Source organism: Methylocystis parvus, assembly GCF_049675845.1.
Lineage (GTDB): Bacteria > Pseudomonadota > Alphaproteobacteria > Rhizobiales > Beijerinckiaceae > Methylocystis > Methylocystis parvus_A.
The window spans coordinates 1,321,577-1,344,849 of record NZ_CP187161.1 but is presented as its reverse complement, the minus strand read 5'-3'; the positions used below and the strand labels follow the sequence as shown (position 1 = coordinate 1,344,849).

The window sequence follows — 23,273 nt, the reverse complement described above, 5'->3', positions numbered from 1 at the left end:
GTGAGGCGCAACGTGTTCACGATCGCGCCGGGCGCGCCCTTTCTCGAGACGTTTGTCGACGCATTTCTCGCGGGCAAGATCGCCCCGTCGCTCTCGCGCGAGACGCCGCCGCTCGATTTGGCGCGCGCGACGATCTATGTGCCGACGCAACGCGCCGGACGCGCGCTCGCCGCGCAATTCGCGCGCGCTTTCGACAAGGGCGCGACGTTCCTACCCCGCATCCTTCCGCTCGGCGGACTGGACGAGCGCGAGACCTCCGCGCTTTTCGGCGATTGGGGGCATGACTTCGATGAAGCCGCGCGGCCGCAGATCGAAGAACTCGAACGCCGGCTTCTGCTTGCGCAACTCGTCGTGAAATGGTCGGAGGCGATCAGCAACGCGATCGTCTTGGCCGAAGACGATGGTCGCTTTGTCTATGACGAGAGCGAGCCCTTCCTCGTCGCCGCCTCTCCCGCCGGCGCCTATGCGCTCGCCGCCGATCTCGCTGCGCTGATCGACGAGTTCATCATCGAGGGCGTCGATGCGGAAGCCGTGAAGAACGCCATCGACGACAGCGCCTTCGACCAGTATTGGTCGATCACCACGACCTTCCTGCGCATCGCCCTGGAGCAATGGCCGGAAATTCTGGAAGAACGCGGCCTCGTCGACGCGTCCATGCGCCAGAAACGCCTCGTCGAGGCTCAGATCTCCCGCCTGTCCAGCGCGACGGACCACGCGCCCGTCATCGCCATCGGCTCGACCGGCGCGCAGCCGACGACCGCGCGGCTTCTCGCGGCCATCGCCGCGCTGGAGAATGGCGCGGTTGTGCTTCCGGGTCTCGATCAGGAAATGGACGACGCGGCCTGGTCGCAGGTCGGGGAGGGGGAAAGCGAGCCGGCCTTCACCCATCCGCAGACCATGCTCAAGCGCCTGCTCGCCATCATGAAGATCGAGCGCGCCGACGTGCGCGAGCTGGCGCTCCTTCCCGACAAGATCGCGCAAAGGCGCAGGCTCGTCTCTCAAGCCATGCTTCCCGCGGCCGCGACGGCGGCGTGGCGCGATTTCGGCGCATCTCATCACCAGTCGTTTCACGACGCGCTCGAGGGCGTATCCTTGCTGGAGGCTCCGGACGAGCAGATGGAGGCGCTCGCGCTCGCTCTGTTTCTGCGCGAGGCGCTGGAGACGCCGGGTCGCACGGCGGCGCTCGTTACGCCGGATCGAAATATCGCTCGCCGCGTCGCCGCGGAACTGCGCCGCTTCGCCATCGACATCGACGACTCCGGCGGCGCTTCGCTCGCGTCAACGCCGGCCGGCGCGCTCGCGCGTCATGTCGCGGCTGTCGGGGCGAACGGGCTCGACGCCGTCGCCATCGCCGCGCTGCTCGCGCATCCGCTGGCCTTGTTCGGGCGAAAGCGTGAGGAGATCGAGGCGCTTGCGCCGCTGCTCGAGATCGGCGTGCTGCGCGCCGTGGCGCCAAAAGACGCAAGCTACGCCGCGACGGTCGCCATTGCGCGCAAAAATGCGGCGGACGGTCATGCTTACCCCGCCGCGCGGCGCATCGAGCCGGCGCAATGGGCGAGCATCGAAGCCTTGCTGCAGGAGATCGAAGCCGCCTTCGCGCCGTTTCGCGGCCTGGAGGGCGCTGACGATCTGCGGAGCTTTGCGCTCGCGCATCGGGTGGCTTTCGAAGCGGCGACGCAAGGGGCGGAAGAGGACGACGGCGAAGAGCCGCTTGCGCTGTTCGATCTTCTGGACAGGCTCTCGCGCGCCAGCGCGCCAGCGGGCTTCAACGCTTCATCCTATGCGGCGCTCTTCGATCGCATCGCCTTCGAGACGACATTGCGCGGCCCGCGCCGCGCCCATCCGCGCCTCAAAATTCTCGGTCCGCTCGAAGCGCGACTGATAGAGGCCGACCTCATGCTGCTCGCGGGTCTCGATGAGGGCGTGTGGCCGCCGCAGACCGAAACGGGCGCCTTTCTCAATCGCTCGATGCGCGCGCAACTGAAGCTTTCGCCGCCCGAGCGCCGCATCGGCCAGAGCGCGCATGACATCGTGATGGCGATCGGCGCGAAGAATGTCGTGCTCAGCCGCGCCGCGAAGCGCGACGGATCGCCGACTGTCGCATCGCGTTTTCTCACGCGCCTCGAAGCGCTTGCCGGCGAGGCCGTTGAAGCCTGCCGCGCGCGGGGCCGTAAGTCGCTCGACATTGCGATGGCGCTCGACCGGCCGAAGGCTGCGGAAAACGTGACGCTGCCGCGCCCGGCGCCCCGTCCGCCGGTCGATCTGCGCCCGCAGCGGCTGAGCGTCACGCGCATCGAGGTCTTGCGCCGCGACCCCTACGCCATCTTCGCCGAACAGATCTTGAGGCTGAGACCTTTGGAATCGCTCGGCGTCGAGATTGGCGCGCGAGAGCTTGGCACCGCCATTCACGCCGCGCTGGAGGAGTTCGTCAGGCGCCATCCGAGCGGCCCCTTGCCGCATGACGCGCGCGACGCGCTTCTGGCCATCGCGCGGGACGGGCTTTCCGAGTTCTTCGCCGATCCTGCGTTCGAGACCTTCGCCTGGCCGCGCCTCGTCGCGGGCCTCGATCACGCGCTCGAATTCGAACATGAGCGGCGCGCGCAGCGCGGCGCGATTTACATGGAGAAATCCGCCGCCTGGCCGCTGACGCTCGGCGATGGGTCGATCTTCACGCTGACCGCGAAGGCCGATCGCATCGAAGTCGGGCCCGACAAGGAAGCGCGCGTCTTCGACTACAAGACCGGCAAGCCGCCGACGATGAAGCAGGTGCAGGCCGGCTTCGCGCCGCAATTGACGCTCGAAGCGGCGATGGTGGAGGCGGGCGCATTCGAAGAGATCGGCGCGCATCGCGTCGCGGGCGCGGCCTATGTGGGCCTCAAGGATGGCGGCAAGACCCAGCCGTTGAAATTCGACGCGCCTTTTGCCGATGTCGTCGGCAAGCATTGCGAGGAGCTCGTCAAAATGCTCTCGCAATTCCGTCAGCCCGAGACGCCCTATCCGTCGCGGCCCTTCGTGGCGCTCGTGGCCTATGAGGGCGATTACGACCATCTCGCGCGCGTGAAGGAATGGTCGCGCGGCGGCGGGGAGGGCGCATGAGCGACCTCGCCTTTGTCTCCATGACCGTCCGCGCCCAGCAGCGCGCTTCCGATCCGAATGTGTCGGCCTGGGTGTCGGCGCATGCGGGGTCCGGCAAGACCTATGTGCTCACGCAGCGCGTGCTTCGCCTGCTGCTCCAGGGCGTACGTCCCTCGCAAATTTTGTGTCTGACCTTCACCAAGGCTGCGGCGGCCAATATGTCGACTCGCGTCTTCGACAAGCTCGCGCAATGGGCGCTGCTCGACGATGTGGCGCTGATCAGGGAAATCGAAGAGACCGGCGCGGGAACGCCGGGCCGCGACCAACTCGACTTCTCGCGGCGCCTCTTCGCCCGCGCGGTCGAGACGCCCGGCGGGCTCAAAATCCAGACGATCCACGCCTTCTGCGAGAAATTGCTGCACATCTTCCCCTTCGAGGCCAACGCCCCGGCGGGGTTTCAGGTCGTGGACGATAGGGCGCGCGCGGAATTGCTCCAGTCCGCCAAGGCGCGCGCCATCGTCGAGGCGATGCGCGCGCCGGGGCCGTTGCACGACGCCTTGCAGCTTATTGCGGCGGAAACGACGAGCAGCGGTTTCGACGATCTTTGCGACGAGTTGCTGACCCATCGCGCCGCGCTCGCGCAAGCCTTCGAGCGCGACGATTATGCGCGCAGGCTGCGGCGACGGCTCGGGCTCGGCGGCAAGGAGACGCTCGCAGACATAGACGCCGAGATCATGGCCGACGCCGCGACTTGGCCCGATCTCGCGAGCATCTTGCGGCAGGGTTCGTCGAACGACCAGAAGCTCGCAAAGGCTTTGGACGAAGCAATTACGCTAGCGCCGGATTCCGAATGCGTGGACCCCTACATCTCCGTTTTCTACACGAATGAAGGAAAGCCGCGCGGCTCTGGCAAGCAGAAGATCGTCACTTCCGGTTTGGAGAAGCGCGCCCCCGGCATTCTCGACAGAATGGAGGCCGAGCGCGACCGGCTCGCCGCGCTGATCGACAAGCGCAAGGCGGCGGCGGTCGTCGAGCGCTCACTTGCGCTGGCCCTGCTCGGCGACGCGATCGTCACGGAATATGAGCGCGCCAAGCGCTATCGCAACCTGCTCGATTACGACGACCTCATCGACTGCGCGCGTCGCCTGCTTCATCGCTCGAACCCGTCCTGGGTGCTCTACAAGCTCGACGCGCAGATCGATCACATCCTGCTCGACGAGGCGCAGGACACAAGCGCGCGGCAATGGGACATTCTAACCGCTATTGCGAAAGAATTTTGCGCGGGCGTCGGCGCGCGTCGCATCAGCCGCAGCTTCTTCGCCGTGGGTGACGACAAGCAGTCTATCTTCTCCTTCCAGGGGGCCGCGCCGGAAAAGTTCGACGAAATGCGTCGCGCGTTCGAGCGAGCCTTTTTGACTGTCGAGCAACGCTTCGAATCGGTGCGCCTCGTTGAATCCTTCCGCTCGGCGCCGGGCGTCCTCTCGGCCGTGGACGACGTCTTCAATTTTGGCGACAACGGCCTTGGGCTGACATGCGATCCGGACCCAAACAAGCCGCCGCTCGCGCATGAGGCCGCGAAGAAGCACGTTGCCGCCCTGGTCGAGATCTGGAAGCCGATCGGCCCGCTCGAAAAGCAGGAGCCCGAGGACTGGCGGCTGCCGCTGGATTACGCGAAATCCAGCGACCCGGCCGAGCGGCTGGCGCAGAATATCGCCGGGAAGATCCGCGATCTCCTCGACCCCGAAAGCGGCGAATGCGTCGAGGACAAGGGAAAGATGCGTCCCGTCGAGCCGCGCGACATCCTCATCGTCGTGCGCAAGCGCGGCGCTTTCTTCGAGGCGCTGATCCGCGCGCTGAAGACGGCAGGCGTGCCCGTCGCCGGCGCTGACCGGCTCGATCTCGCCAACCACATCGCCGTGAACGATCTCGTCGCGCTCGGCCGCATGACGCTTCTCGTCGAAGATGATCTCACTCTTGCGACTGTGCTCAAATCGCCGCTGATGAGTTTCGACGATGACGACCTCATTCGTCTCGCGCCGCGCCGCCGGGGCTCCCTTTATGAAGCGCTCGCGCAAAGCGGCGAGGAAAGGGATCGCGCGGCGACCGCGCGGATCGACGCCTGGCGCGGGGACGCGGCGTCGATGGCGCCCTTTGAATTCTTCAGCAAAGCGCTCGGCCCCGGCGGCGGGCGCCGCCGGCTCGTCGCGCGGCTGGGTCCGGAGGCGAATGACGCGATAGACGAATTTCTGCGGCTCGCCATGTCGTTCGAACGTGAACAGTCGCCTTCTCTCGTCGCCTTCCTGGCGATGGTCGAGACGCTCGATCTCTCGATCAAGCGCGATATGGAGGCTGCGGGCGATTCAGTGCGCGTGATGACGGCGCACGCCGCGAAGGGGCTCGAGGCGAAGATCGTCTTCCTGCCCGACACTTGCGGCGCGCCGGCGGGAAAGCACGATCCCAAGCTCTTTGCGCTCGGAGAAGCGGAGGAGTTGTCGCTTGTCTGGGCGCGGGGCAAGGACCAGGATCCCGTCGCGGTCATGGACGCCCGCGAAGCCAATCGCGACGCCGAGCGCGCAGAGCATCGCCGCCTGCTCTATGTTGCGATGACCCGGGCCGAGGAGCGGCTTTATATCTCCGGCTACCATGGCGAGAAGGGGCCCGCCGAAGGCTGCTGGCACAATATGGTTGTGGAGGCGCTGGAATCGGGTTGCGAAAGACTTTCTGATCCAGGCGATCCCGAGGGCTATATTCTGCGGCGCGGCGACGCGCCCCGGCGACAGGACCTTTCTCGCGCCGTCGCCGCCGAAGGTGAAACGCTCATCCCCGCCTATGCGATGACGCCGGCGCCGCCGGAGACCGCCGCTTCGCCGCCATTGCGTCCGTCGAGCGCGTTGGCCGGCGCTGACGCGCTCGCGTCCATTGGCGGGAGCGCGCCGACGCGCCGAGACGCCGAGCGCGCCCTTGTCGGCAGGCTGACGCATGCGCTGCTTCAGCACTTGCCCGGCTGCGCGCCCGGGCGCCGGTTCGACGCCGCCATGCGCTTTCTCGAATTGCGCGGGCCGGGTCTCGGCGAGGAGGCGCGCCGGGCTGTCGTCGACGGCGCCCTCGCCATCATTGAAGACCCGAAACTTTCGTGTCTCTTCGGGTCGCAATCGGCGGCCGAGGTGGACGTCGTCGCGACGTTGAAGGATGGGCTTGCGATTTCAGGTCGCATCGACCGCCTCGCGGAGACCGAGGACGCGGTTCTGATCGCCGACTTCAAAACCGGCCGCCCGCGCGACGTTCCCGGATCTGCGCAACTCCGCCAGCTTGCGCTTTACCGCGCCGCCCTGACGCCGCTTTATCCCGCCAAGCCCATCCGCTGCGTCATCGTCTGGACACAAAACGCGTCCGTGGTCGAAGCGGAGGACGCGGCGCTACGGGAAGCGCTGGCGGCTGCCCTCGCAAGCGTCGCCTAGCGGCGCGGTGTCTCGCGTCCAATGATGCGCGCGGCAGAATCTTGAAAGTTAGCACAAATGATCCTGTCGGATTTTTTCCGCCGTTTGCGACCCGATCATCTGCTCGGACAGATCTCGCTTCTCATCCTTGGTTCGATTGTCGTCTATCAGATCGGCATCATCGTCATGCTGCATGTGATGGAGGCGGAGGGCCGCAGGCATTATGTTTCGGAGGCTGATTTTCTGACCAGCGTGCTGGTTGCGCTAGATTCCGTTGCGCCGACGGATCGCGGCGCGCTGATCCACAAGATCCATTTCTCCGCTCCCTATACGAACATTGTCATTCGGGACGACAAGCCGGTAGGGCTGCAAACCGACGAGCCGATTTTCGCCGCCGAGATCCGACGCATCAACGCTCATCTGGTCGGGGTCGAGAAGGCTTTCGCAACGACGCCGCTCCACAACACGCACGACACGCTGGCGCTGGCGCTGGAAAAAGGCGGCTACGCGGTCGTTTCGGTCGCTCAGCACCGCAAGCCGTCGCGATTGTTGTGGCGCTGGCTCTCGGAGCCGGAATCCCGCTATCCGTTTTTCATGACGCGCTGGGGGCGCGCTGGCTTCCTGTTCTTCGTCAGCGCCTCGATCATTTTGATCTTCCTGTCGAACTACATCATCGCCCCGCTGGACGAACTTGCGAAACGGGCTGAATCCTTTCCGAGCGGCGACCGTCTCAAAACGCCGCTGATCGAGCGCGGGCCGCGCGAAATTCGTGATCTCGCCCGCGCCTTGAGGGGCATGAAGACGCGCATTCTCGACATGATTGCGGAGCGCACGCATATCCTCGCGGCGGTCAGTCACGATCTGAAGACGATCATCACGCGCATGAGCCTGCGGACGGAATTCATCGCCGACGAGGAACTGCGCCGAAAGATGCAGAAGGACATCCATCTGATGGACGCCATGCTGCGCAAGAATCTCGAATATCTGCGCACGCAGGACAAGCGCAGCGACCATTCGATGATCGATCTTGGCAGCGTGATCCAGACGGTGACTGACGAGTTCAACGACCTCGGTTACAAGGTGCACTACGCCTGCGACAAGACGCTCATGATGCGCGGCTCCCTCACGGAGATGCACCGGGTCTTCACCAATCTTGTCGAGAACGCCGTCAATCACGCCGACCATGTGGAGATCGACGTCGCGGAGGGGCCCGACGGCTTCTTCGAAATCGACGTCGCCGACGACGGCCCGGGCATCCCCGATGCGGTCAAGAAGACCATGTTCGAACCCTTCGTGCGCGGCCAGTCGGGCCGCACTGTCGGCGAGAAAAGCGGCTTCGGCCTCGGCCTCTCCATTGTCCGCTCGCTCGTCGAGGGGCATGGAGGCTCGGTGCAGATGCGCGACCGTGCGCCCCACGGGCTGATCGTACGAGTGACCTTGCCGCAGGTCAGGGCGGAAACGGAGCGCGAGCCGGTGTGACGGGACGACCGCGGTAGGCTTTCCCCGAGCCGCTCGATGTTCAAGGCGGCGGAGAGAAAGAAAGGGCGAAAGCCTGCGGACAGAAAGATCGCCCACGGGGCGTCGCCCTGGGCGCGGTAACGGGGAATGGGCGCCATGTCGCCTCCGCCGAACTTGGAATTGCTTATGAAGAAATTAGGCGGGTCGGCGCGTGAGACTCTACCCGCTGGCCAGGCAGAGCCCTAATTGGCTGTCTCTTATGCTGTCTTTTCGTGCGCCGCGCGGCGTAACGCGCTTAGGCGTTGCAATGAAAGCGCCGCGCGTCGCCGCGCACGACTTGCGTCTGCGGCGTTCTCCGCCTTCGTCACACGGTCGATGTAGATGTCAGCGAGTTCTTCCGCATAACGGGCCAGTCGCCCCGGCACGGGGGCGCCAGGTCGAAGCGCCTGTCGCGCCGGAAGACTGCGCATTTCCGCGCGTAGGAGCCGTTCCTTCTCGGCTACGCCCCCCGCCATGCGCTCCCCCATGCCCGCGCGCTCGGCCCGCCAGGCCAGGCGCCGCTCTTTGCGAAGCGCGCCGGCGCGCGTGAGCGCATCCAGCGCTAGCTCTTCCGCGGCGGCGCGGGCGGGCGCGTCCTCGAGCTCGGCGGCGACATAGGCCCAGGCGACGAAGGCGCGGTCGCAATGGCTCACCGCCGCGCACAATGCGCGGAAAGGGGAGGTCAGCGCCGAGCTTTCAAGTTCTAGACGCTCCTCGGCGCCTATTATGGATAGCGCGGTTCGCGCGCCATTTTTGGGTCGGGCGTCGCCGCAGCGGTCCGAAAGGCTCCGCATGCGCGAGCGCTCCCAATCCGCGAGGGTGCGGAAAACTTGGCCTGTGGCGGCGCGATCGGCGCCCATCGCCGCCGCAAGGCCGTCATAGGCGCGCGCAACTTCGCCGGACGTGCAGGCGGCCAGACTATAGACATCTTCAATGCCGACTGGCGTTTGTGACGAAAAGACGGACATGTCCCCTCCTGCCATGGAAACAGTCTGGCTCGCTTCCCCTCGCGCTCTTTCTAACTATCGACGGCGACACCCGATCCAAGCCCTTCACATTCTAGAGCACGGGAGGCCTGTTTGCGCCGCAATCCGCTTGCCCGGCTTCTTATGCTCGCCGCTATCCTAATCGCGGCGTCGGCTCCCGCGGGTGCGACGACGCTGCGCGACTATCTCGGCAGGGCCGATCTGTCGACTCTCGTGCCGGGCGCAGAACGGCTTGGACCGCCCGCGGGCGAGCCGCCCATCGCCCCCGCGCTTTCCGGCGACAAGACCGTCGGATATGTCTATCTCAATACGGATTTCGCCGAGTCGACGGGCTACTCGGGAAAGCCGATCCGGCTTCTCGTCGGCCTCGGCGCGGGCGGCGTGCTGACAGGCTTTCAGCTCGTCGAGCACAAGGAGCCGATCGTTCTCGTCGGCATCCCCGAGAAACGCATCGTCGCCGCCGTCAACCGGCTCATCGGAACCGATCTTTCGAAGATCGCCAGCGGGGCCGCGACCGCGCCGCAAGTGGATATCGTCAGCGGCGCGACAGTGACGGTTCTTGTAATCGGCGACAGCATCGTCCGTTCGGCGACGCGGCTGATCCACAGCGGACGCCTCGCGGCCGTGCAGGGACAGACCGCCGCGCCGGCCGAGAAGGCGCCCGCGAAAATCAATCCGGATGTGACGCAGACGCTGGACTGGAACGCGCTTCTCGCGGAAGGCGCCGTCGCGCAGCTGCGGCTGACGGTGGGCGCCCTCAATGAGGCCTTCGCCAAGGCCAATCCCAAGGCCGCCACGGCGCCGGAAGCCGGCGCGCCGGACGATGTTTTCATCGATCTCTACGCCGCGCTCGTCAGTGTCCCGGCGATCGGCCGCAGCCTTCTCGGCGAGGAGGAATACCGCCGCCTCGCGGAGCGTCTGCGGCCGGGGCAGGGCGCCATACTCGTGGCGGCGAACGGGCTCTATTCCTTCAAGGGCTCGGCCTATGTGCGTGGCGGAATCTTCGATCGCTTCGAGATATTGCAGCACGGATCGGGCTTCCGCTTCCGCGACAAGAACCACCAGCGTCTCGGTGCGCTCGCCGCCGACGGCGCGCCGGGGTTCAACGAAATCGGTCTTTTCGTGGCGTCGCCGGAAACGGACTTCGACCCGACCGAACCCTGGCGGCTGCAATTGCTCGTGCAGCGCGCCGTGGGCGAGGACAAATTCATCGTCATCGAAGACCTGAACTACAGGCTTCCCGAGAAATATCTCGTGCGTCAGGCGCCGGTTCCGCAAGCGGCGCAGGCTCCGGCGCCGGCGCCCGAGGCCGCGCCGCTCTGGGAGCGCATGTGGCGCGGCAATGTCGGCGAGATCGCCATCACTGTCGCGGCCCTCGTCGCGCTCACGGGAATTTTCTTCTTCCAGAACCATCTCGTGCGGCGACCGGCGCTGTACGCGCGCATTCGCGGCGCTTACCTCATCTTCACACTGGTCTGGCTCGGCTGGTGGGCGAATGCGCAGCTCTCCGTCGTCAATGTGCTGACCTTCAGCAATGCGCTGCTCACCGGTTTCAACTGGACATATTTCCTCACCGCGCCGCTCGTCTTCATTCTCTGGTCAGCCATGGCTGTGGCCCTGCTGTTCTGGGGTCGCGGGCCGTTTTGCGGCTGGCTGTGTCCCTTCGGCGCGTTGCAGGAGCTGACTAATCACGCCGCACAGCGACTCAAAGTGCCGCAATATCGCGTGCCATGGGGGCTGCACGAACGATTGTGGCCGATCAAATACATCATCTTCGTCGGCCTCTTCGGCCTGTCGCTGTCCTCGCTGGCCTCAGCCGAACAGCTCGCCGAGGTCGAGCCCTTCAAGACGGCGATCGTGCTGAAATTCATGCGAAGCTGGCCCTTCGTGCTTTATGCCGTCTCGCTTCTCGTCGCGGGCCTGTTCATCGAGCGCTTCTTCTGCCGCTATCTGTGTCCGCTCGGCGCCGCGCTGGCCATTCCGGGGCGCATTCGCATGTTCGAATGGCTGCGGCGATGGCCGGAGTGCGGGTCGCCCTGCCAGCGCTGTGCGGCCGAATGTCCCGTGCAGTCGATCCACCCGGAAGGGCACATCAATGTGAATGAATGCATCTATTGCATGCACTGCCAGGAGCTCTATTTCGACGACCAGCGTTGCCCGCACATGATCCAGTTGCGCCTCAAGCGCGAGAAGCGCGAGGCGCTCTCCTCGCCCTCGATGAGACGGTGAAATCGCCGTAGTGACTTCTCCGGAGCACAAGATGAATGAAGATCGTCCCCATCAACCGAGCCGGCGTCGCGTCATCGGAACATTGGCCGCTGGCGCGGCGGGCGGCGTCATCGCCGAGAGCCAGCTCGCGCAAAGCCAGACGCCGCCCGCGCCGCCGACCGGCCCTCGGAAGGAAGGCCCCGCGCACAAGACGGAAGTGCCGCCCGGCCAGCTGGACGATTATTATGTCTTCTTCTCAAGTGGGCAGACAGGCGAGGTGCGCATTTATGGCCTGCCGTCCATGCGCGAACTCATGCGCATTCCCGTCTTCAACCGCGACAGCGCGACAGGATGGGGCCTGACCAACGAAAGCCGCAAGATTCTCCAGGAAGGCGTGCTGCCGGAATACCGCCCGCATCTCGCCGCGCGTGGGGGGATTTACGACAATGGCGATCTCCACCATCCGCACCCGTCTTTCACCGATGGCACCTATGACGGGCGCTATCTCTTCGTGAACGACAAGTCCAACACGCGCGTTGCGCGCATCCGTCTCGACGTGATGCGGTGCGATCGCATCATCCAGTTGCCGAACCAGCACACCGTGCATGGCCTGCGCGTGCAGAAATATCCGCGCACGGGGTACGTGTTCTGTAATGGCGAATATCGCGTGCCCGTGCCCAACACCGGCGCCGTGCTCGACGAACCGAAGAAATACGCCGCTATGTTCACCGCCATAGACGGCGACACGATGAAGATCGCCTGGCAGGTGATGGTCGATGGCAATCTCGATAATGTCGACGCCGACTATCAGGGCAAATACGCTTTCTCGACCTGCTACAATTCGGAAGAGGGCGTGGCGCTCCCCGAGATGATGGCGAAGGATCAGGACTGGGTCGTGATTTTCAATCTGCCGCGCATCGAGGAAGCCGTGCGAAAGGGCGACTACAAGGAGATCAACGGCGTTCCCGTCATCAACGGGCGGCATGGCTCGCCCTACACCCGCTATGTTCCCGTCCCCAACAGCCCGCACGGCATGAATACGGCCCCCGACGGAATCCACGCTGTCGCCAACGGCAAGCTCTCGCCGACGGTCACCGTCTTCGACGTGCGGCTCTTCGATGATCTCTTCAATGACAAGATCAAGCCGCGCGACACCGTGGTGGCCGAGCCGCATCTGGGGCTTGGACCGCTGCATACGGCCTATGACGGGCGCGGCAACGCCTTCACCACGCTTTTCCTCGACAGTCAGGTCTGCAAGTGGAACATCGACCTGGCGCGCCGCGCCTACAAGGGCGAGAAGGTGGACCCGATCATCCAGAAGATCGACGTTCATTACCAGCCCGGCCACAACCACTCCTCCATGGGGCAGACCAAGGACGCCGACGGAAAGTGGCTCATCTCGCTCAACAAGTTCTCGAAGGACCGCTTCCTCAACGTCGGTCCGCTCAAGCCCGAGAACGATCAGCTCATCGACATTTCCGGAGATCGGATGGTTCTCGTGCACGATGGGCCGAGCTTCTCGGAGCCGCATGACGCGACCATCGTGCACCGCTCGAAGATCAATCCAAAATCGATCTGGTCCCGCGACGACGCTTTCTTCGCCGACGCGGTGGCGCGGGCCAAGAAGGACGGGGTGACGCTCGAGAGCGACTCCAAGGTGATCCGGGACGGCAAGAAGGTGCGCGTCTATATGACCTCCTCCGCGCCCGTCTTCGGCCTCACGAGCTTCGAGGTGACGGAAGGCGACGAGGTGACCGTGCATGTCACCAATATCGACGATGTGGAGGATCTCACGCATGGCTTCTGCATCGTGAACTACAATGTTCAGATGGAGGTGGCGCCGCAGGCCACGGCGTCCGTGACATTCGTCGCGGACAAGCCCGGTGTCTATTACTATTACTGCACCTGGTTCTGCCATGCGATGCACATGGAGATGCAGGGGCGCATGCTGGTCTCGCCGGCCAAGGCGGCCGCGCCGAAATGACGGCCGACGTGGCGGCCGCGCTGCTCCTGCTCATGACGACGGGGGCGTTCGGCAAAGTGCTGCCCGCGCCGGCCGAGGCGCCTCTTCAGTCGATCATCGATCAGGCCGCGCCCGGCGACCGCATCGAGATCGGCGCGGGTGTGCGCCAGGGCAATTTCGTCGTGACGCAGCCGATCACGCTGGCGGGCGCGCCCGGCGCCGTGCTGGATGGCGGCGAACAGGGTACGGTCCTGCGCGTTTCTGCGCCTGACGCAACCATCTCGAACCTTGTCGTCCGCAACTCCGGGCGCGACGGCGCTGCAATGGATTCGGCCATTTTTCTGGAGGAGACGGCCGCGGGCGCGACGGTTACCGGCAATCGGCTGGAGGGCAATCTTTTTGGCGTCTATGTGCATGGCGCCGCGGGCGCGGTTGTTCGAGGAAACAACATCGCCGGGCTGACGCACATGCGCCGCAACGAGGCTGGCAATGGCGTCTCCGTGTGGAACGCGCCGGACGTCACGGTGGAGGGCAACCGCGTCACGGGTGGGCGCGACGGGATCTTCGTGCTCGCGAGCAAGCGCGACAGGTTCATTGGCAACCGCTTCGAAGGGCTGCGCTACGCCATCCACTACATGTATGCCGATGATGGCGAGATCGACGACAATCTGTCCATCGGCAATGACGCCGGCTTCGTGCTGATGTTCTCGAACAATCTCGAAGTGCGACGGAACCGCTCTCTGCACGATCGCGACTACGGGCTCATGTTCAACTTCGCCAATCGCTCCCGCGTCGCGGAGAACGTCGTCGAAGCCGGGCCCTTGGCGCCTGGCCAGCAGCGCGGCGCCGCCGCGCCCGATTCCGAACATGCCGCGCTCGAAAAGGAATACCCGGGCATCGCCGATCACGGTCCGGGAAAGTGCCTCTTCATCTACAACGCCAATCGCAATCGCTTCATCGGCAATTGGTTCCGGGGCTGCGACGTTGGCGTTCATTTCACGGCGGGTTCGGAAGGCGACGTCATCGCCGGCAACGCCTTCATGGGCAATCGCGCGCAGGTCAAATATGTGGGGACGCGCGCGCTGGAATGGTCTCTCGACGGCCGCGGCAATTACTGGAGCGACCTTGCTGCTTTCGATCTCAACGGGGATGGTCTCGCGGATGAGGCCTATCGCCCCAATGACGTCGTCGATCAGGCGCTGTGGCGCGCGCCGCAGGCGAAGCTTCTTCTCGCGAGCCCCGCGCTGGCGCTTTTGCGCTGGGCGCAACGGCAATTTCCGGCGCTGTTTCCCGGCGGCGTCGTAGACAGCTATCCGTTGATGACGCCGCCGCCGCGTCCCTCAGAGGGGGAGGGGGGCTCATGAGCGCGCCGCCGGCTGTGAATGTCGCCCGCGTCAGCCGGCGCTTCGCGGATCGCGTCGCCGTCAGCGACGTGAGTTTTCGCCTTGCGCCCGGTGAGAGCGTGGCGCTCGTCGGGCATAATGGGGCGGGAAAAACCACGCTGATGAAAATGATGCTCGGCCTCCTCGCGCCGGGTGCAGGCCACCTCGCCATTTTCGGCTCCGATCCGCTGCGCACGCCTCAGGCGCGCCTTCTGATGGGCTATCTCCCGGAGAACGTCGCTTTCGGCGCGACTCTCACAGGCCGGGAGACTCTGCGGTTCTGTGCCCGCCTCAAACAGGCGCCGTCGCGCCAGGTCGGCGAACTGCTCGGACGCGTCGGCCTCGACGCCGCAGCCGACCGGCGAGTTGCGAGTTACTCCAAGGGCATGCGTCAGCGCCTCGGCCTCGCGCAGGCGTTGCTCGGCGCGCCACGCCTGCTTCTGCTCGACGAACCGACGAGCGGTCTCGATCCAGAGGCGCGCCGCTTCCTGCTCGACATTCTCCGCCAGCGGCGCGAGGCCGGCGTCGCCCTGCTCATTTCGTCGCATGCGCTCGCCGAGCTCGAAGGCGCGGTCGAGCGAATTCTCGTCATGCGAAACGGCAAGCTGCTCGCCGACGGCGGCGTCGAAGCCCTGCGCGCGGCCGCCGATCTGCCGACGCGGCTGCGCGTCTTCGTGCGGGATGGGGAAGCGGGCCTTCCCGATTTTGGAGGGCGGGAGAAATTCTGGCGCCTCGACGGCAATGTCTTCGAAATCGAGACAGGCGCCGGGGAGCGCTTCGCCTTGCTGCGGCGGCTGGCGGAAAACGACAATGTCCTGGACATCGAAACGCTTCAGCCCTCACTCGACGCCGTTTACCTCGATATTCTCGCGCGGAGCGCCCTGTCGGAGACGCGGGAATGAGGCGTATCGTTGCGATCGCCGCGAGGGAAGCTCTAGAGGGCTTTCGCAATAAATGGGCGGCGGCGGCGGCGCTGCTTCTCGCAGCGCTGGCGTTGACGCTTGGGTTTCTGGGCTCGGCGCCGGTCGGCGGGGTGAACGCTTCGCCCCTCGATGTGGAGATTGTGAGCTTGTCCAGCCTCACAATCCTGCTGTTGCCGCTCATCGCGCTCGTCGTCTCGCATGACGCCATTGCGGGTGAGGCCGAGCGTGGCACGCTCGCGCTTGTTCTCGCCACTCCGGTCGCGCGATGGGAGGCGATTGTCGGCAAATTCCTCGGGCACATGTTTCTTCTGGCGCTCGCGACCATCGCCGGCTTCGGAATTGCCGCGGCTGCGCTCTGGGCGTCGGCCGCGGAGATCGACGCGAATGGCTGGCGCAGCTTGGCGGCAATGATTGCGCTCTCCGTCCTGCTCGGCGCCGTCTTCGTCGCGCTCGGCTACGTCGCCAGCGCCTGGGCGCGCGATCGCGCAACGGCGGCCGCGATCGCCGTCGGCCTTTGGCTCCTCTTCGCGATCCTGTTCGACATGGCGCTGCTTGGTCTGTTGGTCGCCGACCGGGGGCGGCATCTGGATGCGACGGCCGTCGCTGCGCTGCTCTTCCTCAATCCTTGCGACCTTTACCGCCTGCTCACGATCGGCGACGCGACCGGCGCGGCGCGCTTCTCCGGCATGTCCAGCCTCGCGGCCAACGCGTCGCCATCGCCTCACTGGCTTCTCGCCGGTCTCGTCGCCTGGGTTCTCGTTCCCTTGTGGCTAGCGATCCGGCTGCTCGAGCGCCGCGATATCTGAAAAAAGGAGAAGGCGATGGCTGCACCTCTCACACGTCGCCGGGCCATCGTCATTCTGGCGGCCGCGTTCGGCTTTTCACCGCTTACCGCTCGAAGCGCGCCGGAAGCGGTCCGCTGGCGCGGCGTGATGCTCGGCGCCCCCTGTGCGATCGATCTCTATCATCCCGATCGAGGCCGCGCGAAAGCGTCTCTCGACGCGGCCCTCGCGGCGGCGCGTCGGCTCGAAGGGTTGTTCAGCCTGTATCAGCCGCAATCGGCGCTGCGCCAACTGAACCGCGCCGGCGCCCTTGTAGCGCCGGCGCCCGACTTCGTGGCTCTTTTGAGAGCGGCGCAGGACTATACGCGGCTCACGGGCGGGGCCTTCGATCCAACCGTGCAGCCCTTTTTCACGCTGCTCTCCCGCCATTTCTCGACGCCGGACGCCGACCCCAACGGCCCGTCGCAGGGCGATTGGGAGGCCGCCCGGGCGCGTGTGGGCGCCCATCACCTGATCGTCGCCGACGACCGTGTGGTGCTGTTGGGCGGCGCGCAGGTGACGCTCAACGGCATTGCGCAGGGCTATGTTACAGACAGGGTCGCCTCGATCTTCGCGGAAGCGGGCCTCGCCAACGCGCTGGTGGACATGGGAGAGATCCGCGCCCTCGGCGCCCGCCCCGACGGCGCCCCGTGGTCGGTTGGCCTCGAAGCGCCCGACGGCGCAATCTGGAAAAGGATCGATTGCAAAGATCGGGCTGTCGCGACCTCTGCCGGCGGCGGCTTCGTCTTCGACCGAGCAGGACGCTTCAACCACATCTTCGACCCGGGCACGGGCGCCTGCGCGCATCGCTCCCGCGCCGTTGCGGTCGCGGCGCCGACGGCGACAGCGGCGGATGCGTTATCGACCGCTTTCACCCTGCTTCCGCCAGAAGAGATCATCAGGATTTCCGGCGAGATTGAAGGCGTGACCACGCATCTAGCGGCATAGGCGCGTGGACCGCTTTCATCTGCGGGCCGACGCTTGCAACTTCGGAGATGGCGGTGAAGGCCGGCGACGACGACTACCTGCGGACGCGCCCGTCTTTCAGCTTGACAAACAGACGAACAGCCAGCGAACCCGGTCGGGTTGGGCCGTGACTTTGTCGTGACTCTGGATGTGTTTTCGTTGTCGAAAATGACGTTTGAACGCCCTCTGTTCTCTTTCGGCCTTTTTCAGGCGGGCTTGCCAACCCCCCGGAGTTTCGCTAGAAAAACCGGGCCAAAAAGAACAAATCGCGGGCGTAGTTCAGTGGTAGAACGACAGCTTCCCAATCGCTTTCGAGCTGTTTTCATTGTGTTTTATACCGCTCCTCAGTCTCCCGCATCTCGTTGATCTTCCAGCCAGTCACGTCGCATGATCTTTCATGGCGTCTCCCTGCTACGCGCGTTATTTCGGAGACTGGAAAGAGACTAATGCGTCAACAGCTCACAGATCTGTCTGTCCGGGCACTCAAGTCTGAGACTGGCAAACAGCTCAAAGTTTGGGACCTCAAAACCCCTGGTTTTGGCGTCCGCGTGAACGCGCAGACCAAGAGCTGGATCGTCATGTTCGGGGCCGCGCGGCAGCTCAAGGTCCTCGGCCGCTACCCCGACATGCCTCTCGCCGAGGCGCGCAAGAAAGCGCTCGCGATTCTCTCCGCCGTGAACGCGCCCACCACAGCAGCACCGCTTGCGCCCACCTTCGATGAGGCGCTTGAGCGCTACCTGGAATTGCATGGGGTCGGGCTCTCCCCGCGGTGGCGCAAAGAAAACGAGCGGATCATAAAGAGGCACTTTGGCTCCGCATTTGCGGGCAAGCGGATTGACGCGATCGGGCACGGCGACGTGGCGCGCGTGCTCGACAAACTCGTGAAGACGCCCGGCGAAGCGCTACACGCCTTCACCGCCATCCGCACCTTCTTCCGCTGGTGCGTCCCTCGCTATCTCCCCCATGCGCCGACCGACCGCATGAAGCCGCCGGCAAAGTATGTCCCCCGCAAGCGCGTCCTCTCCGACAATGAACTGGCCGCCGTGTGGCGCGCGGCTGACGGCTACCCGTTTGGGACGATCGTGCGGCTCCTCATTCTCACCGGACAGCGCTGGAGCGAAATCGCGTCGCTGCGATGGAGCTTCATCGATCCTGGGAAGAAAACGATCACGTTGCCGGAGACGAAGAACGGTCGCGTGCACTCGTTCCCGCTCGGGGACATGGCGGCGCAGATTATCGGCGGCGTACCTCACCTTGCCGAGACGACCTTCCTCTTCCCTGGTCGCGACAAGGAGAATTTTTGGAATGGCTCGGGCAAGGCGAAGTGGCTGCTCGACAAGGCATTGCCGCTTCCACCATGGGTGCTGCACGATATCCGCCGCACGGTCGCGACCAATCTCGCCGCGCTCAAAGTTCCACCCCATGTCACTGAGCGTTTGCTCAATCATTCATCAGGAACAATCTCAGGTGTGGCCGCAATTTACAACCAGTTCACTTACCTCGAAGAGATGCGGGAAGCGCTTGCGGCATGGGAAGCAAAGATTGCGGCGTTACTCTCCGCCCCTGAAAAGTAGCAGGACGGCGCGTCGACACACTCTGGCCTTTACGAGGATTAGCTGCGGTCAGTTCAGCGGAAAAAATCCATAGCGTCCGTCGGATGGGTTCTTAGTGAAGACGGTGACGGGGGCACTCCCTTCTACAAATGCAGGCGGATGCTCGTTTTCAATAATGATTACCTGGTTGTCTTTCGACATACCCAGTAAGTAGCGGTAGAAATTCTGCTTCAGAGAAGTCCCTCGCAAGTCATCGTCTTTGCCCTCGGGTTTCCAATAGGCTAGCAATGGAGAATCCAGAACGACAAAGCCCGGATGCGGCAAATTCCGCTCGCGACAAAACTGCATGAGGCCAATTGTGAACGCCGCATGCGTGATCGCGCGCAGACCCTTCCCGGTGCTGCCGCGCTCTTTGCCCGATATCTGGATATCCTTCTTGCCTTCATCAAAAAAGACGCGCGATGCATCAGGATAGTCCCAGTCCTCCAGTATTTGTTGAATTTCACGAGCAAACTCATCCAGCACGGATTTTGAAATCTGAGTCTTAGTCTCCTGCTTCGATCTACCCGAGCCATCATCTTCCACGTCAATGTCGGCGCGGCGCTCGATCAGGTTCTTCAGCCTGGAAATCTTTTCCAGAGAAGAGCGGACTGCAGACATCTTACTCATCAGCTCATTATAGGAGGCGCGTTCTTCCGAGAGAGCCGGCACCATGAGTTCGCGGAGCTGGGATTCGACATTGTCGTAATTTTTCTGTGCGACCGGATGCGCGGCCTCTAGTTCCATGTATTCCGCGCGCAGAGAAGCGATTGTCTCGGCGAGCTCTCGGCGCAATCGTTCGATTTTCACCAACTCTGCATTAGCCGCTCTGACGACGGCTTCGGTGTTTGCGTCGCACTCGGTATCAAGATGTTGATTGCCGGGAAGCGCTCCGCAGAGGGGACAAGGCTTCGCTACGAGATGTACGAAAAGCGTTCCAGACTCATGGATTGCACGCAGCCTCTGAAGGTCGGTACCATAGTGTTTATCCAGCAGAGTGAAGCGCTCGACAAGCTCCGTAATCTCCAGCATGCGTGCCTTGGTGCCGCGCAAGGTCTTGGCGGCTTCCGCCCGCGATGACATCAGCTTGTTCAGCTCCCTTTGGGCCGATTGGAGCGCAGCGGCTTGATCTTCCAGCGAGGCGTTCAGCCGCTCTTCCTGATCCCTGAGCTCCTGTTCCTCTATCCCCTCTTCATCAAGCTCGGCCTGGAGCTCCGTAATCATCTGATCGAGAAGTTCGACTTTCCCATCATCGCGTTCCCGCCGTGCAGGAATATCTCCGGCCAGAACAAGCGCGCTGTCGTCGTTACCCGTGAGCATAAGCTTGAATGCGGAATATTCGGATGTCGCGGTAACAAATTGCCCGGAAAGCACGGGTGAGCCCCGGCGTTGAATCTCCTCTTCGGTAACGACGCAAAGACGCGCAAGATCGCGGAAGCTCAACGTGCGCATCTTGCCACTTGCATTACTGCGCAAGACCTTTCCAGCATATCCGATGCGACTCAAGAGTTCGTAGGATAGCGTATCGGTGCGCGAGGCGGCATGCTTCCAACGCACAATTCGGGCCTCTATGCTTGGCTGCCCATCGAAGAGAAGCTCGTCATAGGCACGATAATGGCCACCCTCGACACTGCGATCGAGGGTCAAGGGCGGATATCCTTCACTCTCAATTACCAGCCGGGCGCGGTCATATCTGGCGCGCTCCGGAATATCTCGTACAGGGTTTTCCTGCCCAAGCATAAAATCGATGCTCTCAGCGATAAAGGATTTGCCGGTCTCAGATGCACCGCAAATGACATTTAAACCAGGCTCGAATTCCAGGTAAGCAGGTTTGCGCCCCGAGCCAAAAAAAGCGAGATATCGGATTAATAGATCGCTCATTCAGAAAAGCTCTTCCTGTTTACCAAGTTCAATCGGTTGAAACTCGGTAGTCCATGCAGCAAAGAGACCCTTGATCACCACATCGAGCTCGCCCGGCTCTAGCACATCAAAGGTGTGTGTTACCCATTCAGCGCGTGCGCGCAACTCGCGCAGATATGGCGCTGTCAAGTTATCGAGAAAGGCCCCGGCCAGCTCCTCGGCGCGGTACAAGACGCCCTCGCTGCTTAGCACGCGACCGGTAAGTGAGCGACTCATCAATAGCTGAAGACCGGATTCGACCAGCCCACGCCGCACCAGAAGCTCTCCGGAGCGCAGTGGCAGCGGCGGGTGCAGGCTGGGCGGGCCATTGGCGTCGGCAGAATGCACGACCAGGTAATCGTATTGCACAAGCCTGCTTAAGTCATGAGCGTTCGGATAGGCCGCGACGAGCACGGTGAGGGTGCGGATGCCGGTTTCCAGCGCACTGTTGAAAGGTGACGGGTATGGCTCGCTCATGACTCCTTGACCCAACTCAAACGACTGTCGTTCGCAAGCTGATGACAGATTCCCTGGCGGTCAGCCACACTGGATACAGAAAACAACGCATTGCCGCCTGCTGCAACCTGACCAGCAGTCTTGATGACTTCCTTAAGACGGGCGAGCCCATCGTCGTGGTCATCCTCACAAGTATCGATGATGCCGTGGTAGATGTCTTCCTGCAACGAGGCGAACGTTTCCGGCGGAGTGCGGTCACGGGCGAAGTTTCTCAAGGATTCAGCGCTGTAGAAGAGAACGCGCTGGCGATCATAGTGGCGGACGAGGTGCTCGGCGAGCCCACTGGTGGATGCCACGGTAGCGCCGAGATGGTCGCCATACGCGTCCAGGAGTTTCTGCAAATACACGCTCTCCTCGGGAGCCGCTTCTGCGGGTGGTGGATCGGCAGGCGCTCTCGGCGGAAGCCCGCCGCCAAAACGCGGTGCGTAAAATGGCGTCTTCGCGTGTGTGGCAATCAAATCCACTGCCGAAACGTCCTCGAAGATCGAGAAGTCGAAGGCATTGAAATAGGCCAGAAGATCGCCTGTCAGCGGCGCGACGAGACCCTTTTCGATGTTGGGAACGCAGTCCTTCTCCCAATGATCCCTTACCTCTTGCTTGAAGCGATTAGGGTCTTTCAGCCATCGTCCAACTGTGATGCCAACACCGTGCGGGCAGACAAAGACATGACGGCGCGGGACGCGCTCGCTCTGGTTGAAGGGGGGCCTCTTCTTGAACGAGTGATAGATAATCTTCCCAACTTCGGCATAGATGTCGCTGGGCCAGAGGGCGTGATCATACTGTTTGCATTGGTAACTGTCCCACGGTGCATCAAAACCCCGGTCGGAGGTGAACGCAACGACGTCGAGGCCGAGATCACCCGCGCCTGAATATTTGTTCACGTCACTATAGTCGCCCGCATTCTTGTAGAACCAGAGCCATTCATGCGTGAACTGCTCCCAATCATCCGGCGAGAGGATAGGCAGCAGACTGACAGGGGGAATAGGGACGCCGTTCGCCACTTGAGCCGCACTCGGCGTTGCGCTGGCTGCTTTGGGGTTAATACTGGTGAGCACGATGCGCGCCGCCTCCCTCCAAGCAAAATATAGAAACGATAATAATTGGCGCTCTCTGTCGACACAACGCCACATCAAAAGAATGAATGTCCCTGGAGCCTCGCCGAATCCTCGCATAGACTTTCCCGCTACCATACGAGACGGGGCAAGCCTACCCCTCTCGACCATCCTTTTCCTTCCTAGGGAACTGCTGCGGCAGCGCGAACGGCCGCTCTGGTTCACCTAGAACTTGTGTTCGGGAGAGAGTGGGCGACGAGCTTGCCCCGGCTTTCCATCCGAACACTCGGTTCCCGGCAAGACCGTGACATTCATGTGACGGATACGCCGACCCGTGCTACGCTCGGTCGCCCGCTAGCGAGCGATCTGGGCATCGCGATGCCTCTTTACGGAGGACATCACGATGTTCGAGGAGCGCATGCTGGTGGATTGGAAAACCTTGAAGAAGCTTGGATGGCCTTACTCACGAGCGCACACGACGATGCGGTCGAGACGCTCATGAACGAGCGTTTCTACCATCGCCCTGAGATGTTCTATTCGCCCGACAAGCTGATCCGCTCCTATGGCGTTCCCGCGCCGACGCCGGCGTTCGTCTACAATGCGGTCGGCAAGAAGCCCCTCCCGACAAAGGATGCAATTGTCGTCGATACGGTCGATTCGATCGCCGCCCGGTTCAATCTCCGCTACAACGAACAAAAGTGGCTTGACGCCACGGTGCAGCTCGTGGCGGATGATCCGAGTGCATTGCATCGGTTCATATCCGGCGACATGACGCTCTTCACTGCGAGTCAGTTCAATAAGCTTGGTGGTGTACGAGCGCTGTCCCAATTCGAAGAACGAGACGAAGTCTTCGAGGCGCTGCGCCAGTCGACACTGGTACGCCAGTCCCTTCTCACCGTCTAGAGTATGATCCCAATGGCAGTATCGAACGGTAACGGTTCAAACTTTTTCTCCTC

15 protein-coding genes and 1 pseudogene are annotated in these 23,273 nt (G+C 63.3%); 12 read left to right on the top strand and 4 right to left on the bottom strand.

Annotation, left to right across the window (positions count from 1 at the left end; all coding sequences use genetic code 11):
* From addB to ACPFMJ_RS06990, 3 genes are read left to right on the top strand one after another with little or no spacing between them, the layout of a single operon-like run.
* Positions 1 to 3,096, top strand: coding sequence for a double-strand break repair protein AddB (gene addB / locus ACPFMJ_RS07000; RefSeq protein ID WP_424363106.1), 3,096 nt, complete (start codon positions 1 to 3; stop codon positions 3,094 to 3,096).
* On the top strand, positions 3,093 to 6,533 hold the full coding sequence (gene addA / locus ACPFMJ_RS06995; RefSeq protein WP_424363105.1) for a double-strand break repair helicase AddA: 3,441 nt from the start codon (positions 3,093 to 3,095) through the stop codon (positions 6,531 to 6,533). Before addB ends, addA begins: the two co-directional genes overlap by 4 nt.
* A 57-nt stretch (positions 6,534 to 6,590) precedes the next feature.
* Positions 6,591 to 7,991: an ATP-binding protein gene (locus ACPFMJ_RS06990; protein ID WP_424363104.1), complete on the top strand. Its 1,401-nt coding sequence runs from the start codon at positions 6,591 to 6,593 to the stop codon at positions 7,989 to 7,991.
* Between the two features lie 236 nt (positions 7,992 to 8,227).
* Here ACPFMJ_RS06990 and ACPFMJ_RS06985 read toward each other — a convergent pair whose 3' ends face one another.
* On the bottom strand, positions 8,228 to 8,977 hold the full coding sequence (locus ACPFMJ_RS06985; RefSeq protein WP_424363103.1) for a hypothetical protein: 750 nt from the start codon (positions 8,975 to 8,977) through the stop codon (positions 8,228 to 8,230).
* A gap of 141 nt (positions 8,978 to 9,118) precedes the next feature.
* Between ACPFMJ_RS06985 and ACPFMJ_RS06980 the strand changes: the two genes are divergently transcribed.
* The 8 genes and pseudogenes from ACPFMJ_RS06980 to ACPFMJ_RS06945 all read left to right on the top strand — a co-directional run bounded on the left by ACPFMJ_RS06980 (position 9,119) and on the right by ACPFMJ_RS06945 (position 18,832).
* A complete protein-coding gene (locus ACPFMJ_RS06980; protein ID WP_424363806.1) occupies positions 9,119 to 11,224 on the top strand; it encodes a 4Fe-4S binding protein in 2,106 nt (701 codons plus the stop codon).
* Between the two features lie 31 nt (positions 11,225 to 11,255).
* Complete coding sequence (nosZ, locus tag ACPFMJ_RS06975) at positions 11,256 to 13,187, top strand: TAT-dependent nitrous-oxide reductase (RefSeq protein WP_424363102.1); 1,932 nt, start codon at positions 11,256 to 11,258, stop codon at positions 13,185 to 13,187.
* Positions 13,184 to 14,530 carry a nitrous oxide reductase family maturation protein NosD gene (locus tag ACPFMJ_RS06970; RefSeq protein WP_424363101.1) on the top strand — a complete coding sequence of 449 codons (1,347 nt, stop codon included), beginning with the start codon at positions 13,184 to 13,186 and terminating at the stop codon, positions 14,528 to 14,530. Before nosZ ends, ACPFMJ_RS06970 begins: the two co-directional genes overlap by 4 nt.
* Entirely contained in the window at positions 14,527 to 15,450 is a 924-nt protein-coding gene (locus ACPFMJ_RS06965) for an ABC transporter ATP-binding protein (protein ID WP_424363100.1), read from the top strand. The genes ACPFMJ_RS06970 and ACPFMJ_RS06965 overlap by 4 nt, the downstream gene beginning before the upstream one ends.
* Entirely contained in the window at positions 15,447 to 16,277 is an 831-nt protein-coding gene (locus ACPFMJ_RS06960) for an ABC transporter permease subunit (RefSeq protein ID WP_424363099.1), read from the top strand. The genes ACPFMJ_RS06965 and ACPFMJ_RS06960 overlap by 4 nt, the downstream gene beginning before the upstream one ends.
* Positions 16,278 to 16,292: 15 nt before the next feature.
* Complete coding sequence (locus ACPFMJ_RS06955; RefSeq protein WP_424363098.1) at positions 16,293 to 17,240, top strand: FAD:protein FMN transferase; 948 nt, start codon at positions 16,293 to 16,295, stop codon at positions 17,238 to 17,240.
* Between the two features lie 286 nt (positions 17,241 to 17,526).
* Positions 17,527 to 17,615 (top strand): annotated as a pseudogene (locus tag ACPFMJ_RS06950).
* Between the two features lie 89 nt (positions 17,616 to 17,704).
* Positions 17,705 to 18,832 (top strand): tyrosine-type recombinase/integrase, encoded by a 1,128-nt coding sequence (locus tag ACPFMJ_RS06945; protein ID WP_424363097.1) that lies wholly within the window; start codon positions 17,705 to 17,707, stop codon positions 18,830 to 18,832.
* 48 nt (positions 18,833 to 18,880) lie between these two features.
* On the opposite strand, the gene ACPFMJ_RS06940 is transcribed toward ACPFMJ_RS06945, so the two are convergent.
* Genes ACPFMJ_RS06940 through ACPFMJ_RS06930 form a run of 3 tightly spaced genes read right to left on the bottom strand, consistent with a single transcriptional unit; the run spans position 18,881 to position 22,437 of the window.
* Positions 18,881 to 20,731 carry an AAA family ATPase gene (locus ACPFMJ_RS06940; RefSeq protein ID WP_424363096.1) on the bottom strand — a complete coding sequence of 617 codons (1,851 nt, stop codon included), beginning with the start codon at positions 20,729 to 20,731 and terminating at the stop codon, positions 18,881 to 18,883.
* On the bottom strand, positions 20,732 to 21,226 hold the full coding sequence (locus ACPFMJ_RS06935) for an ABC-three component system middle component 2 (protein WP_424363095.1): 495 nt from the start codon (positions 21,224 to 21,226) through the stop codon (positions 20,732 to 20,734).
* Positions 21,223 to 22,437 carry an ABC-three component system protein gene (locus ACPFMJ_RS06930; protein WP_424363094.1) on the bottom strand — a complete coding sequence of 405 codons (1,215 nt, stop codon included), beginning with the start codon at positions 22,435 to 22,437 and terminating at the stop codon, positions 21,223 to 21,225. The genes ACPFMJ_RS06935 and ACPFMJ_RS06930 overlap by 4 nt, the downstream gene beginning before the upstream one ends.
* Before the next feature lie 333 nt (positions 22,438 to 22,770).
* Here ACPFMJ_RS06930 and ACPFMJ_RS06925 point away from each other — a divergent pair, with 333 nt between their 5' ends.
* The gene (locus tag ACPFMJ_RS06925) at positions 22,771 to 23,220 is read left to right on the top strand and encodes a hypothetical protein (protein WP_424363093.1); all 450 of its coding nucleotides are present in this window, start codon (positions 22,771 to 22,773) and stop codon (positions 23,218 to 23,220) included.
* The last annotated feature ends 53 nt before the right edge of the window (positions 23,221 to 23,273 follow it).

Bases quoted from the DNA above. Each gene is read 5' to 3' on its own strand.
- addA (WP_424363105.1), top strand. From the start codon at position 3,093: ATGAGCGACCTCGCCTTTGTCTCCATGACCGTCCGCGCCCAGCAGCGC.
- ACPFMJ_RS06990 (WP_424363104.1), top strand. From the start codon at position 6,591: ATGATCCTGTCGGATTTTTTCCGCCGTTTGCGACCCGATCATCTGCTC.
- ACPFMJ_RS06985 (WP_424363103.1), bottom strand. From the start codon at position 8,977: ATGTCCGTCTTTTCGTCACAAACGCCAGTCGGCATTGAAGATGTCTAT.
- ACPFMJ_RS06980 (WP_424363806.1), top strand. From the start codon at position 9,119: ATGCTCGCCGCTATCCTAATCGCGGCGTCGGCTCCCGCGGGTGCGACG.
- nosZ (WP_424363102.1), top strand. From the start codon at position 11,256: ATGAATGAAGATCGTCCCCATCAACCGAGCCGGCGTCGCGTCATCGGA.
- ACPFMJ_RS06970 (WP_424363101.1), top strand. From the start codon at position 13,184: ATGACGGCCGACGTGGCGGCCGCGCTGCTCCTGCTCATGACGACGGGG.
- ACPFMJ_RS06965 (WP_424363100.1), top strand. From the start codon at position 14,527: ATGAGCGCGCCGCCGGCTGTGAATGTCGCCCGCGTCAGCCGGCGCTTC.
- ACPFMJ_RS06960 (WP_424363099.1), top strand. From the start codon at position 15,447: ATGAGGCGTATCGTTGCGATCGCCGCGAGGGAAGCTCTAGAGGGCTTT.
- ACPFMJ_RS06955 (WP_424363098.1), top strand. From the start codon at position 16,293: ATGGCTGCACCTCTCACACGTCGCCGGGCCATCGTCATTCTGGCGGCC.
- ACPFMJ_RS06945 (WP_424363097.1), top strand. From the start codon at position 17,705: ATGCGTCAACAGCTCACAGATCTGTCTGTCCGGGCACTCAAGTCTGAG.
- ACPFMJ_RS06940 (WP_424363096.1), bottom strand. From the start codon at position 20,731: ATGAGCGATCTATTAATCCGATATCTCGCTTTTTTTGGCTCGGGGCGC.
- ACPFMJ_RS06935 (WP_424363095.1), bottom strand. From the start codon at position 21,226: ATGAGCGAGCCATACCCGTCACCTTTCAACAGTGCGCTGGAAACCGGC.
- ACPFMJ_RS06930 (WP_424363094.1), bottom strand. From the start codon at position 22,437: ATGCGAGGATTCGGCGAGGCTCCAGGGACATTCATTCTTTTGATGTGG.
- ACPFMJ_RS06925 (WP_424363093.1), top strand. From the start codon at position 22,771: ATGGCCTTACTCACGAGCGCACACGACGATGCGGTCGAGACGCTCATG.